Origin of the sequence: Micromonospora sp. NPDC007271 (assembly GCF_040634005.1) — a bacterium.
Lineage (GTDB): Bacteria > Actinomycetota > Actinomycetes > Mycobacteriales > Micromonosporaceae > Micromonospora.
This window is the reverse complement of sequence record NZ_JBEYER010000005.1, coordinates 1-12824: the sequence shown is the minus strand read 5'-3', so window position 1 is coordinate 12824 and position 12824 is coordinate 1. Positions and strand designations below refer to the sequence as shown.

Genomic DNA, 12824 nt, shown 5'->3' with positions numbered 1-12824 from the left:
GCCAGATGGGCGAATCCCGCCGTCGCAACCCGGGTGCGGCGCTCGCCCGGCATGTCGTCCAGGCGCTGGGCGGGCCGCAGCGGGCCCGTGTCGTGCTGCTGCTCGCCGCCGTGCTGGCGCTGAACAGCGCGGACACCGGGACGATCGGGGCCGCCGCGGACCAGCTGGAGCGGGACCTGGGCATCAGCCACGCGCAGCTCGGCCTGCTGGCCACCGTGTCGTCGGGGGTCGGCGCGCTGGCGTCCGTGCCGCTGGGCGTGCTCGCCGACCGGACCAACCGGGTACGCCTGCTGGTGCTCACCATCGCGCTCTGGGCGGTCGCGATGGCCGCGGGCGGCCTCGCGCCCAGCTACTGGTGGCTGCTGCTGTCGCGGCTGCTCCTGGGTGCCGCGGTGGGAGCTTCCGGCCCGGCGGTGGCTTCCCTGACCGGCGACTTCATTCCGCCCGCCGACCGGGCGGCCGTCCTCGGGTGGATCCTCACCGGCGAACTCGTCGGTGCCGGGATCGGTCTGGTGGTCGGTGGCGAGATCGCCGCGACGCTCTCCTGGCGGTACGCCTTCCTCCTGCTCGCCGCGGCCAGTGCCGGCCTGGCGGTGCTGCTGTGGAAGCAGCTGCCCGAGCCCGCGCGGAACGGGGCCGGATGGCTGACCGGCGCGGACGGCGGCGGTGGGCCCGGGCGGCGGACCGAACCGGCCCGCCCCTCGGTCGACCGGATGCACGCCGCGGTGGCCGCCCGTGGCATCGAGCCGGCCCGGGAGCGGGTTCTCACCGAGGACCCCAATCGCTGGTCGCTCGGCCGGGCGCTGACCTACCTGCTCGGCATCCCGACCAACCGGCTGCTGATCGTGGCCTCGGCGACCGGTTACTTCTTCTTCGCCGGGCTGCGGACCTTCGTGGTCGTCTTCGCGGTCCGGCACTTCCACATCTCCCAGACGGCGCTCGGCGGTCTGGTGCCGATCATCGGCGTCGCGGCGGTGGCGGGCACGATCCTCGCCGGCCGGCTCACCGACCGTGCTCTCGCCCGGGGCCACACCGGCGTCCGGATCATAGTCCCGGCGTTCGGCTATACCGTCGCCGCGATCTGTTTCGTGCCGGGCGTGTGGGTCAGCTCCCTCCTGGTGGCGCTCCCCCTGATCGCCCTGGGCGCCAGCGCGCTCGCCGCCGCCAACCCGCCGCTGGACGCGGCGCGGCTCGACATCGTGCCGGGCCGGCTCTGGGGACGCGCGGAGAGCCTGCGGACCGTGCTCCGCCTCGCGGCGGAGTCGCTCGCCCCGGCCACCTTCGGCTGGCTGGCGGACCAACTGGCCGGCCCGACGGGAGGCGCGTCCGGCACGGGTCTGCGCAACGCTTTCCTGATCATGCTCGTGCCACTGCTGGCGAACGGGCTGATCCTCATCGCCGCCCGGCGGATCTACCCCGTCGACGTGGCCACGGCCGCGGCCGCGTCGTCGCGGTGACCTCAGGGAAGCAGCGGGAGGCCGATCAGGGCGGCGAGACCCGCGGCTCCGAAGATCAGCCAGGCCACGTAGTCGCCGAGGTGGCCGGAGTGCAACCCGCGTACCACCTCGAACCCGGCGGCCAGGTGCGACCGGAGGCGGTGCGGCACCAGCGGATGGGCGTAGAGGGACAAGCCGGCGACAACCGCCGCGAGTACCGTCGACGCCACCCCCAGCAGCACTCCCGAACTGCTCCACCAGGCGACCGGCGCGGCGGCGACGGGGGGCGCGGAAGCCGCGAACAACGCCTGGTCGAGGTAGCCGGCCTGGTCGCCGAAGACCGCGGCCGCGCGACCGACCGCGGCGGCGAGCCCGGGCAGTACGCCCACCGCCGTGCTCCCGATGAGGAGCATCCCGATCGCCACCAGCATGGTCAGCGGCGTGCGGCGCAGGGTGTTCTCGGTCTCCGGCTCCTTCCGGCCCCCGCTCATCTGCTCCACCGGTTCGATCGGCTCCGGCCGGTGCCCCCTGCCGAGGAAGACGCGGAGCCCCGCGCGGAGCACCGCGCCACCGGTGACCGCCGAGACGAGGACGAACACCGCGACGAGCCACGGATGACCGGCCGTGGCGGCGGCCTCCTCCGTCACCGCCTTGCCCAGCCCCGGGCCGAACGGTGGCAGCCCGGCCAGTGCGAGCGCGGCGAGCAGGAACATCCAGCAGGCGGGGTGGCGCCCGCCCACCCGCCCGAACAACTCTCCCTCGTCCACGCTCTGGTAACGGTCGAGCACCACCCCGACGAGGAGGAACAGCGCCCCCTTGACCCCGGCATGGCCCGCCACGTAGAGGGCGACTCCGGCCAGCCCGTCCGGACTGAGCAGGGCGAAGCCGATCAGGAACAGCCCGGTGTGCGCGATCGTCGAGTACGCGAGCAGCCGCTTGAGGTGTCGTTGGGCGAAGCACATGACGCTACCCAGGGCGGCGGTCAGCAGGCCGGTGACGAGAAACGTGCGCTGCACCACCGGGGCCGGGATGCTCGCCGAGAAGACGGTCAGGTACACCCGCGCCAACGCGTACACGCCCAACTCCACCATGACGCCGGACATCAGTACGCACACCGGTGCGGGCGCGACCGCGTGCGCGTCGGCCAGCCAGAAGTGCAGGGGCACCATCGCCGCCTTGACCAGGAAACCGATGGTGACGAGCACGAACGCGGCCACGATCAGCCCGTCGGCGTGCCGGCCGGCGAGCCGCGCGCCGAGCTGGGCGAGGCCGAGCTGTCCCGTGCGCGCGTACAGCAGGCCGATCCCCATCAGCGACAGGTACGCGCCGAGGGAGTTGATGACGGCGAAGTTGAGGCTGCCCTGAACCGAGTCCGGCTCCTCGATGTGCAGCCCCGTCAGCGCGAACGCCGTGACGCCCATCAGCTCGAAGAACACGAACATGTTGAACAGGTCGCCGGTGAGGCTGAACCCGACCATCCCGGCCAGGAACAGCAGCATCAGCGCCTGGTAGTGGGCCCGGGCGGTCTTCAGGTACCGCCAGCTGTACAGCAGCGCGCAGCAGGTCAGGCCGGCTGCCAGGCACGCGATGCCGGCGGCCAGCTGGTCGACCACCAGCGCGATGCCGACGGACAGACCACCCCGTGGCACCCAGCCACCGGACCAGGTGACCACCCGCCCGTCCCTCGTGGCCGCCACCAGCGCGGCGGTCAGCCCGAACACGAGGACCGTCGTACCGACGGCGAGCAGGTCCGCCAGCCGACGCGACGCCCACCGCTCGACGATCAGGACCACACAGGCCAGCACCACGGGCAGCGCGACCGCGAGCGGCGCGAGAGCGGTGGCGGGCCCCTGGTACACCTCACCCCTTCAACCGCTGCAACTCGTCCGGGTCGAGCGTGCGGTGGGTCTTCTCGATCTGGATGGTCAGCGCGAGCAGCAGCGCCGTGACCATCGCGGAAACCACGATGTCGGTGAGCGCCATGGCCTGTACGACCGGATCCACCACCTGGTTGGTCGGCGGCGAGCCGGAGCTGAACACGGGCGCGGTCGCCGACCACTGGTACCCGATCGCGAGCAGGAAGACGTAGGTGCCCGACTGCGCGACCGACAGGGCCACGGTCGCCTGGACGAGGTTGCGGCTGCGCAGCATGCCCAGCGCGCCGACGATGACCAACCAGCCGGCCACGGCGTACGCGAGGACCCCCATCGTCGCCGGCCTCAGCCCGCGGACTTCTGCGCCGCCTGCGGCGTCGTCCCGAGGGCCTGGTTGAGGAACTGCGCCAGCAGCACGACGGCACCCCCGGCCACCGCACCGCCGGTTACGACGTTGAGGATGGGCACGGTCCCGGCGGACAGCAGGTTCTGGAACGAGCCGTGCGGCGCGACGTTGGCCAGGAACCCGCTCCCGAGGCCGAGGCCGACCAGCCCGATTCCGGCGAACGACGCCGCGCTGGAGCCTTCCACCCAGACGTACCAGTCCAGCGGCCGGAGCCGGGCCAGGCTCTCGTAGCGCCCGGCCAGATACAGCAGGTGCAGGGCGGTCGCCAGCACGACGCCGCCCTGGAAGCCGCCGCCGGGCGTCAGATGCCCGTGCACGACCACGTCCAGGCCGATCAGCGTGGTCAGCGGAAGGAGCAGGTAGGCCATCAGAATGGTGCCGTCCAGCACCCGGCCGCCCGGCGCTGGCGGGCGCTGGGTCTCGTGCGGCGTCGGGCGCAGCAGGGCGGTGGCCCCGACGACCGCGCTGAGCAGGATCACCTCCTCACCGAGGGTGTCGAGGGCCCGTTGGTCGAAGTTGACCGACGACACCACGTTCGCCGTGTCGTGCGCGACGGCGGCGGGCACCGCCAGGTCCCGGTAGGGGTGGTCGGATGTGCCGAAGTCGGGCATGCCGGCGAGGGCGAGCGCGAACAGGACCGCCAGCCCCGCCGCGCCGAGGCCGAACACCGACAGCCTTGCCCGCCGGTTCATCGGGACCTCTGGTTGATCTTGCGTACGGTGAGCATCACCATCAGCGGCACCAGCGCCGCCCCGACGACGAGCTGCGACAGCGCGACATCGGGGGCCTGCAGGACGAAGAAGAGCAACGTGAGCAGGAGGCCGAAGACCGACAGCGTGACCGCCTGGCGGGCCGGGTCGGTGGTGAACACGACGGTGGCTCCCCCGATCGCCACCAGCGTCAAGGCCACCACGATCAGCGCTGCGCTCATTCCGGGGACTCCCGGGGGACCAGGCCCTGCCGTTGCGCGGCGACGCGGGCCATCGCGGCGGCCAGCACCGGGCCGGTCGCGGCGAGCACGAGCGTGGTGAACAGGATCAGCGCGGTGGGCAGCTGCCAGCCACTGTCGATGGCCAGGCCGACGCCGACGAGCGGTGCGCCGACGGAGGTCACCGGGGTCAGGAAGTGGATCCGGCCGAGCACCGTGCGCGGGAGCAGCACCCCCAGCGACGAGGCCACGCAGACCAACACACCCGCCGCCACCAGTGCGGCGGCGACCCGGCCGGGGCTCACGGTCGGGGCTCCAGCAGCCGGGTGAAGACCAGGATGCCCGCGAACGAGAGCATGGCCAGCACCAAGGGCACGATCAGGTACGAGGACTGCCCGAATCCGTTGGCGAGCAGGAGGAGGATCAGCACCGTGAGCGTGCTGGCGAGGGCCAGGCCGACGAGCCGGTGCAGGACGTCGCCGTGCGCCCCCAGATACAGCGCCGGCCCCAACCCGGCAGAGGTCAGCGCCAGCCCGGCGAGCAGCCAGAGACTCACCTGACCACCGCCGCACGCATCGACTTGCCGTCCGAGCCGAGCAGATGCACCACGACCGGTGACCCGTCCGGCGGCCAGTCGACGACGACGCTGGCGGGCGTCGCGGAGAGGACGAACGTGCCCCACGCCCGCCGGAACGACGCCCGATCCGGGGGCTCGTCGCTGGGTGGGGCCAGCCGGACCAGCCGGCCGCCGGCTTCCTTCCCGGCCAGCAGGCGTGGGGTGACCCGGGTCAGCAGACGAACGGTGTCGACCAGCACCGCCGCCGGCAGCTGGCCCAGCCAGGCCAGCCACCGTGCGTCCGGCCGCCAGCACTGCCCCAGCGCCCGGCGGCTGGTCGACGCGACGACGGCGGACGCGAGGCCGCAGGCGGCACCGACCAGCAGTTCGGCCGGGCTCGGCGTGGAGACGGTGGCGATCCATCCGGCGGTCAGGGCGATCCACCAGACGGCCAACTCCGGCAGCAGGGACAAGCCGCCTCCTTCCGCAGATCCGCGCGCCCGCGGGGACTTCCCAGTCCGTTCCCGGCCAAACACCGGCGGCCGTGCCGCGACCGGGCGAGCGCGGGCACGCCCCCCACGAACGGCGATCTCTGTCGTACGGTGCGCTGATGCGTCGCCCCCTGCTGCTGACCCTGCTCCTCCCGCCGTTGCTCGTCGCCGGCTGCACCACACCGCCGGACGCGTCGACCACGCGTCCCGGGTCGTCGGGCCCCGCCGCGACGCCCAGCCCGTCGCCGCCGGCCGTCGACTACACCGCCTGGCAGGCCGGCCGGTCGAGCCCGGTGGCCGACCCGATCTACCCGGCCCGGGGCACGGACGGCCTGGACGTGCTGCACTACGGACTGGAGTTGGACTGGGCCCCGCCCTCGAAGACCCTCACCGGCACCGCCACCCTCCGGATCCGTCCCACCAGGGACGCCCCCAACCTGGTCCTCGACTTCATGCCGTACCAGATCGACGAGGTGACGCTCGACGGCGCGGCGGTCACCGGCACGGTCGCGAAGGAGAAGCTGACGGTCGCCGCCCCGGTCGTCGCCGACAAGCCGGTGACGCTGCTGGTGCGGTACCACGGCACGCCGAGGACCACGCCGATGCCGTCGCACCGCAAGGACGTGGAGAACCTCGGGCTCACCGTCAGCAAGGAGGGCGGCCTCTGGACGATGCAGGAGCCGTTCGGGGCGTTCACCTGGTATCCGGCCAATGATCAGCCGTCCGACGAGGCGCTCTACGACATCCAGGTCACCGTGCCGGCAGGCTGGTCCGCGATCGCCAGCGGCACCCCGGTCGGCCAGTCCGGGAACACCTTCCGCTACCGCAGCACCGACCCGGCGGCGGCGTACCTGACCACGCTGGCCGTCGGCAGGTACCAGAAGTTGACCGCCAAGGGACCGCGCGGCATCCCGCTCACCTACTGGTACCGGAAGGGCACCGACGACAAGCTGCTGCCGTACCTGAAGAAGTCCCCCGAGTACCTGGCCTGGCTGGAGAAAAAGTTCGGCCCCTATCCGTTCCCGTCCGCCGGGGTCGTGGTGGTCGACTCGGCGTCCGCCATGGAGACCCAGCAGATGGTCACCATGGGCCGGAAGATCGAGAACACCAGGGCCCGGCGCGACCGCTGGGGCAGCGACCTGCTGCACGAGTACGCCCACCAGTGGTTCGGCAACTCCGTCACCCCGACGACCTGGCAGGACCTGTGGCTGAACGAGGGTTGGGCCCAGTACGCCCAGGATCTGCACACGAAGGAGACCCGGCACCTGACCGACGCCAGCCTGGACCGGTACCTGCGGGACGCCGACGCCACGCTGCGCAAGAAGCTCGGCCCGCCCGGCAAGCCCAACCCGAAGAACTTCGCCGAGGGCAACGTCTACCTCTGCCCGGAGGCGATGCTCCACGAGATCCACAAGCAGTTGGGCGACAAGAAGTTCTTCGCCCTGGCCCGCGCCTGGGTGCAGGAGCAGCGCAACACCCAGCAGGACCGCGCCTCGTTCATCGCGTTCGTCAACAAGCAGACCGGCCGGGACTTCACCAAGCTGATCAACACCTGGCTGGACGCCAAGACGACGCCGAAGTCCAGCACCTGACGAAGCCGGAAGCGGTACGGCCCGGGCACCGCGCCCGCCGGTGGCCCGGGCCGTCCGCGTGCCGGCGTCACAGCCGTTCGGGCGTGCGGATGCCGAGCAGGTGCAGGCCCTGGCGCAGCACCCGGGCGGTCAGGTCGCAGAGCACCAGCCGGCTGTCCCGGACCGGACCGTCGGCCCGCAGCACCGGGCAGCGCTCGTAGAAGGCGTTGAACCCGACGGCGAGCCGGTGGAGGTAGCCGGCCAGGTGGTGGAACTCCAGTGTGCGCTCCACCTCGGTGACCACCGTCCCGAAGCCGACCAGCTCGACCGCGAGCGCCCGCTCGGCCGGCTCGGCCAACGAGATCACCGCGTCCGGTCGGTCCGCGATGCCCGCCCGCCGGAAGATCGACCGGATCCGGGAGTACGCGTACTGGAGGTACGGCGCGGTGTTGCCGTCCAGCGACAGCATCCGTTCCCAGTCCAGCACGTAGTCCTTGTGCCGGTCGCTGGACAGGTCGGCGTACTTCACCGCGCCGATGCCGACGGCGCGGCCCACCTCGGCCGCCTCCGCCTCGCCCAGCTCCGGGTTGCGCTGCCGGGCCAGCGCGGTGGCCCGGGCCACCGCCTCCTCCAGCAGGGCGACCAGCTTCACCGACTCACCGGCCCGGCTGCGCAGCATCCGCCCGTCCGGCCCGAGGATCGAGCCGAACCCGACGTGCTCCGCCCGGGCCGGCGGGGTCAGCCAGCCGGCCTGCGCCGCGGCCGCGTACACCATCTCGAAGTGCCGCCGCTGCGGCAGCCCCACCACGTAGAGCAGCCGGGTCGCATCCAGCGTTCCGGTCCGGTGCCGGACCGCCGCCAGGTCGGTGGCCGGGTAGCCGTACCCGCCGTCGGACTTACGCACGATCAGCGGCAGCGGCTCGCCGTCCCGGCCGACCGAACCCGCTGGGAACACGCACGCCGCCCCATCGCTCTGCCGCAGCAGCCCGAGCCGGTCCAGGTCGTGCACGACCGGGCCGAGCAGGTCGTTGTAGCTGCTCTCGCCGTGGAAGTCGCGCTCGGTCAGGGTCACGTCGAGCAGGTCGTACACGCTCAGGAAGTAGCGTTCGGACTGCTCGACCAGGAGCCGCCACCGCCGCAGCGTCGCCTCGTCGCCGCCCTGCAACGCCACCACCCGCCGCCGGGACCGCTCGCGGAACGCCTCGTCGGCGTCGAACTTCGCCCGGGCCGCCTTGTAGAACGAGTCAAGGTCGCCCATGGAGAGCTCCTGGGCCGCCTCGGCCTCGCCCAGGTCGACCAGGTGCTCGATCAGCATCCCGAACGGCGTGCCCCAGTCGCCCAGGTGGTTGGCCCGGATCACCCGGTGCCCGAGCCACTCCAGCAGCCGGGCCGCCGCGTCGCCGATCACCGTCGAGCGCAGGTGCCCGACGTGCATCTCCTTCGCCACGTTCGGGGCCGAGTAGTCGACCACCACCGTCTCCGGCGCGGCCGTCTCCGGCACCCCGAGCCGCGGGTCGGTGGCCAGCGCGGAGACCAGCCCGCCCAGCGCCCCGTCGGCGACGGTCAGGTTGAGGAAGCCCGGCCCGGAGACCTCCGCAGCGGCGCACAGGTCGGCCAGCTCCGCGCGTTCCAGCACCTCGGCGGCGATCGCCCGCGGCGGCCGGCCGAGCCGCCGGGCCAGCGCCAGCGCCGCGTCGGACTGGAAGTCCGCGCGCTGCGAGCGCCGCACGACCGGGTCCACCGGTACGCCGGCCACCGTCTCGAACGCCGGCGCCAGCCGGTCGGTCAGCAGTTTCTCCAGATCCATGGGTACGCCGATCTCGCTCGGATCCGCCTCGCGCGGATCTCCGGTAGGGGATGCGGGCGGACCGAGGACGATCGGCGATGACCGGCGGCTCGATCCGCCGGTCGCAAGAGAAGAATGCTCAGCGCAGGCGGTCGCGGGACCGCCGGCGTCGCAGCGCGCCGAGCTGGACGTCGGGGGACGTCGGCAGAAGCGCGTGCGAGCTGGTCATGTCAGCAGCCTAACCGGCCGGCCCGGGGGCGGTGCAAGGCCGTCCCCGGGCCGGCGTCCGGCCGTACCGGGAAATTCAGGCCGGCGTGGCGACGGCCTTGCGGTACCGCTCGGCCCGCCGCCGCACCTGGGTGTACGCGCTGGTCAGGCCCATCGCCCGGCGCACCTCGACCAGGGTGCGGCGCACCTCGGCCCGGGTCCGTTCGGTGCCTTCGACGATCAGCTCGTCGACCAGACCGCGGTCGGCCTCGAACCGGGCCCGGCGCTCCCGGACCGGGTCGAGGAACCGGTTGAGCGCCACCGCCAGCTCCTCCTTGACCTCGACGTCACCGACCCGGCCGGCCCGGTAGCGCGCCTTCAGCTCCGCGACCCTCGCCCGGTCCGGGTTGAACACATCGTGGTACGCGAAGACGGGATTCCCCTCCACCGTCCCCGGCACGTCGGCGCGCACCCGGTTCGGGTCGGTGTACATCCCCATCACCTTGCGGCGCACGGTCGCCGGGTCGTCGGTGAGCGCGATGGCGTTCTCCCTGCTCTTGCTCATCTTCCCCTGACCGTCCGTGCCGATCAGGGTGGGCGTCTCCGACATGATCATCTCCGGCACCGGGAAGACCTCGCCGTAGAGGTGGTTGAACCGCCGGGCGATCTCCCGGGTCACCTCGACGTGCGCGGCGTTGTCCTTCCCCACCGGGACGACCTGCCCCTTCACGCAGAGGATGTCGGCGGCCTGCAGGACGGGGTAGCCGAGCAGCCCGTAGGGCATCTCGTCCTTGCCGGCGTCCCGGGCCATCTCCTTCAGCGACGGGACGCGCTCCAGCCGGGGCACGGTGATCAGGTTCTGGAACAGGGTGTTCAGGTCGCCGACCTCGGGGATCGCCGACTGGAGGTAGAACGTGGCCCGGTCCGGCTCGACGCCGGCGGCGAGGATGTCGGTGACCATCTCCCGGGCGTTGTGCGCGACCTGCTCGATGTCCGCACGGCTGTTCCTGGTGGTCAACATGTGCAGGTCGGCGATGATGAAGAAGCTCTCGTAGCGCTGGTGCAGCTTCACCCGGTTGGCGATGCTGCCGACGTAGTGGCCCAGGTGCAGCCGCCCGGTCGGGCGGTCGCCGGTGAGCATCCGTGCAGTGGACATGGTGGTACGCCTTTCGTGCCGAAACGACGGTGGAAGGACGCGCGGGCGCGCGGAAGCGACCCGGGGATGTGCCCGGATCAGTGGAGTCGGCTGCTCAGAGCGCGAACCGCCATCGCCCGCCGGCGCGGAACCGCAACCCGTCGGCACGGAGTAAGTCGAGGATCTGCTTCCGGCCGTCGTCGACACTGGGCGGAAGAGCCGGAACGGCAGCCGCCGGAAGACCGTCGACGGTCTCCTCGGCGCAGGTGCTCGGCCGGACCATGCCTGACAGCGTAGCCCGTCAGGACCCGCCAGCCTGCCCCGCCGCGGGGCAGGGCGCACCGGTCAGTCCTGCCGGTAGCTCTCCGCGTAGTAGCTGCCGACCTGCTCGCGATAGTCGGGCCGGCCGAAGTCGTGCGGGTCGAAGGCCGGCGAGTTCCGCACCTGCTCCCGGGTGCGGTCCACGTGCACCAGGCGTTCCAGGTGGTCCACCCGGGCCACCGTGCCGACCGGCAGCAGCACCTTCTTCCCGAAGATCCACGGCCCGGTGTCCACCACCAGGTACCGGGCGCCGGCGTCCTCGCTCGCCTGGTCGATCGACCCGATCCGGCCGTCCGTGGCCTCCACCCGGTAGCCGGTCAGGTCGATCGGGGTACCCGGGCCGGGTGCGTGCGGAAGACCCTCGGCGCCACCCTCCCGCTGTCGCGGCACGTCGTCCGGCCCGCTCTCGTCATGGCCGCCGGCGAGGGCGGACGGATCCCGCCAGACCCAGGGATCGAACGGCTGCATGATCCACCTCCGTGTCGTCGTCCGGCGACGAATCAGTGCCCGCGCGCCGGATCACGGAAACACCTCGGCGGTTCCGGCTCGGCCCTACCGTCGGGGCGTGGGCAGGATGCGCGGGATCCACGAGCGGCCGGCGGGGCTCGCGTACCAGCCGGACCTCGTCGACGAGGACGAGGAACGCTCCCTGCTCGCCACCCTCGGCGCGCTGGACTTCCGAGAGGTACGGATGCACGGCCAGGTCGCCCGACGTACGGTGCGGCACTTCGGCTTCGACTACGACTACGGCTCCTTCCAGCTGACCGCCACGGAGGCGCTGCCGGTCGCGCTGCACTGGGTGCGGGAGCGCTGCGCCGCGCTCGCCGGGCTCGCCCCCGAGGCACTGGCCCAGGCGCTGGTCACCCGATACCCGCCGGACTCGGTGATCGGTTGGCACCGCGACGCGCCGTCGTTCGGGCCGACCGTCGTCGGGCTCTCGCTGGGCTCCGCCTGCCTGTTGCGGTTCCAGCGCGGCACGGCGGCGAACCGCCGGGTGTACGAGCTGGAGCTGGCGCGACGCTCCGGGTACGTGCTGACCGGGGCGGCCCGGTCAGCGTGGCAGCACAGCATCCCGCCGGTGCCGGCGCTGCGCTACTCGCTGACCTTTCGCACGCTCCGCGCCGCCCGCCGCTGATCCGGCCCGTTCCGGCGGCGCCCGGCAACCCGTCACACAGCTGCCAATCCAGTCTGACCTGCGCTGATGTGCCGGTGCCGGCACCCGCTGGCATACTGGCGACCCATGGTGCTTTCGCGCGGGTGGTCGCTGTTCCTGGTCGGGGTCGGAGTCTGGACCTGGGTGATCTGGCCGAGGTTCGCCGTCGCGATCTGGAACGACCCGCGCGCCTGGTCGACCGGCACCATCGGCGGGGGGCCCGCCACCAGCTTCCTGTGGGTGCACGCGTTGCTGATCGCCGCATCACTGACGATCGGCACGGCCGTCGGCGTGCTCGGCGTGAGGGGGCTGCTGGCGACCCGCCGCCGCGGTTCGTCCGCCTGAGCGGACCGGGAACGGGGTGGCCGGAGTGTCGGCTGCTGTCCTTACGAGGCCGCTGACCAGCCGGGATAGTCCGGCGGTGATGGTGTGACGCGGGACGCTACCCCGCGGATTTGACGATCTAGCCGCAGCCGCGTAACTTTCTCTCTGCCAGCGCGGAACGGACGAAACAGGGCGAAAGTCCTGGGAGGCCGGAGCGCGGGAATGACCGCCAGGTGCGGATGGCTCACACCATCTGACCTGGGACCCGGGTGGTGCCCCGGATTCGCCGCGAGGCGGATTTGGCGAGGCGAGACCGACCGGGTAAGGTCATCGACCGGCAGGGCACCGGGCGAGTTCGCGGGAGACCGCGGCGGCCGGCCTGCCAAATCCGATGATCAAGCCCAGCGGTTCGCTGCTGCGCGAGTTCAGCGGATACCGACCCGCACGAAGCACGACAGACCGGGACACACGGTTTGACACGGCGGAGACGGGGAGGTAACGTAGTAAAAGTGCCCGGCGCGAGAGCGGCGGGTGTGGGACGAAATGCCCCGGACGGGGGTCCTCCTGGTGGGGGTTTCCGGATGGTGTGTGGTTGTTCTTTGAGAACTCAACAGGGTGCTTGATAAGCCAGTGCCA

14 protein-coding genes are annotated in these 12824 nt (G+C 72.2%); 4 read left to right on the top strand and 10 right to left on the bottom strand.

Features of this window, described 5'->3' with window-relative positions:
- Positions 1-5: 5 nt before the first annotated feature.
- Positions 6-1457: an MFS transporter gene (locus ABZ570_RS03265; RefSeq protein ID WP_358056244.1), complete on the top strand. Its 1452-nt coding sequence runs from the start codon at positions 6-8 to the stop codon at positions 1455-1457.
- Positions 1458-1459: 2 nt separating this feature from the next.
- On the opposite strand, the gene ABZ570_RS03260 is transcribed toward ABZ570_RS03265, so the two are convergent.
- Genes ABZ570_RS03260 through ABZ570_RS03230 form a run of 7 tightly spaced genes read right to left on the bottom strand, consistent with a single transcriptional unit; the run spans position 1460 to position 5673 of the window.
- Positions 1460-3295 (bottom strand): complex I subunit 5 family protein, encoded by a 1836-nt coding sequence (locus ABZ570_RS03260; RefSeq protein WP_358056242.1) that lies wholly within the window; start codon positions 3293-3295, stop codon positions 1460-1462.
- 1 nt (position 3296) lies between these two features.
- Entirely contained in the window at positions 3297-3644 is a 348-nt protein-coding gene (locus tag ABZ570_RS03255; protein WP_358056240.1) for a sodium:proton antiporter, read from the bottom strand.
- An 11-nt stretch (positions 3645-3655) separates the two neighbouring features.
- Positions 3656-4408 (bottom strand): MnhB domain-containing protein, encoded by a 753-nt coding sequence (locus ABZ570_RS03250; protein WP_358056238.1) that lies wholly within the window; start codon positions 4406-4408, stop codon positions 3656-3658.
- Positions 4405-4647 (bottom strand): hydrogenase subunit MbhD domain-containing protein, encoded by a 243-nt coding sequence (locus ABZ570_RS03245; RefSeq protein WP_358056236.1) that lies wholly within the window; start codon positions 4645-4647, stop codon positions 4405-4407. Before ABZ570_RS03245 ends, ABZ570_RS03250 begins: the two co-directional genes overlap by 4 nt.
- Positions 4644-4949, bottom strand: coding sequence for a monovalent cation/H(+) antiporter subunit G (locus tag ABZ570_RS03240; protein WP_358056234.1), 306 nt, complete (start codon positions 4947-4949; stop codon positions 4644-4646). Before ABZ570_RS03240 ends, ABZ570_RS03245 begins: the two co-directional genes overlap by 4 nt.
- Entirely contained in the window at positions 4946-5200 is a 255-nt protein-coding gene (locus tag ABZ570_RS03235; RefSeq protein ID WP_358056232.1) for a monovalent cation/H+ antiporter complex subunit F, read from the bottom strand. The genes ABZ570_RS03240 and ABZ570_RS03235 overlap by 4 nt, the downstream gene beginning before the upstream one ends.
- Positions 5197-5673: a hypothetical protein gene (locus tag ABZ570_RS03230; RefSeq protein WP_358056230.1), complete on the bottom strand. Its 477-nt coding sequence runs from the start codon at positions 5671-5673 to the stop codon at positions 5197-5199. The genes ABZ570_RS03235 and ABZ570_RS03230 overlap by 4 nt, the downstream gene beginning before the upstream one ends.
- 137 nt (positions 5674-5810) lie before the next feature.
- Here ABZ570_RS03230 and ABZ570_RS03225 point away from each other — a divergent pair, with 137 nt between their 5' ends.
- On the top strand, positions 5811-7283 hold the full coding sequence (locus ABZ570_RS03225) for a M1 family metallopeptidase (RefSeq protein ID WP_358056228.1): 1473 nt from the start codon (positions 5811-5813) through the stop codon (positions 7281-7283).
- A 67-nt stretch (positions 7284-7350) separates the two neighbouring features.
- Here ABZ570_RS03225 and argS read toward each other — a convergent pair whose 3' ends face one another.
- The 3 genes from argS to ABZ570_RS03210 all read right to left on the bottom strand — a co-directional run bounded on the left by argS (position 7351) and on the right by ABZ570_RS03210 (position 11179).
- Complete coding sequence (gene argS, locus ABZ570_RS03220) at positions 7351-9069, bottom strand: arginine--tRNA ligase (protein WP_358056226.1); 1719 nt, start codon at positions 9067-9069, stop codon at positions 7351-7353.
- 283 nt (positions 9070-9352) lie between these two features.
- The gene (gene trpS, locus ABZ570_RS03215) at positions 9353-10411 is read right to left on the bottom strand and encodes a tryptophan--tRNA ligase (protein WP_358056224.1); all 1059 of its coding nucleotides are present in this window, start codon (positions 10409-10411) and stop codon (positions 9353-9355) included.
- Positions 10412-10735: 324 nt separating this feature from the next.
- Entirely contained in the window at positions 10736-11179 is a 444-nt protein-coding gene (locus tag ABZ570_RS03210; RefSeq protein WP_358056222.1) for a PRC-barrel domain-containing protein, read from the bottom strand.
- Between the two features lie 106 nt (positions 11180-11285).
- On the opposite strand from ABZ570_RS03210, the gene ABZ570_RS03205 reads away from it, so the two are divergent.
- Both ABZ570_RS03205 and ABZ570_RS03200 read left to right on the top strand, forming a co-directional pair.
- Complete coding sequence (locus tag ABZ570_RS03205; protein ID WP_358056462.1) at positions 11286-11846, top strand: alpha-ketoglutarate-dependent dioxygenase AlkB; 561 nt, start codon at positions 11286-11288, stop codon at positions 11844-11846.
- Positions 11847-11951: 105 nt separating this feature from the next.
- A complete protein-coding gene (locus ABZ570_RS03200; RefSeq protein WP_358056220.1) occupies positions 11952-12209 on the top strand; it encodes a hypothetical protein in 258 nt (85 codons plus the stop codon).
- Positions 12210-12824 lie beyond the last annotated feature (615 nt).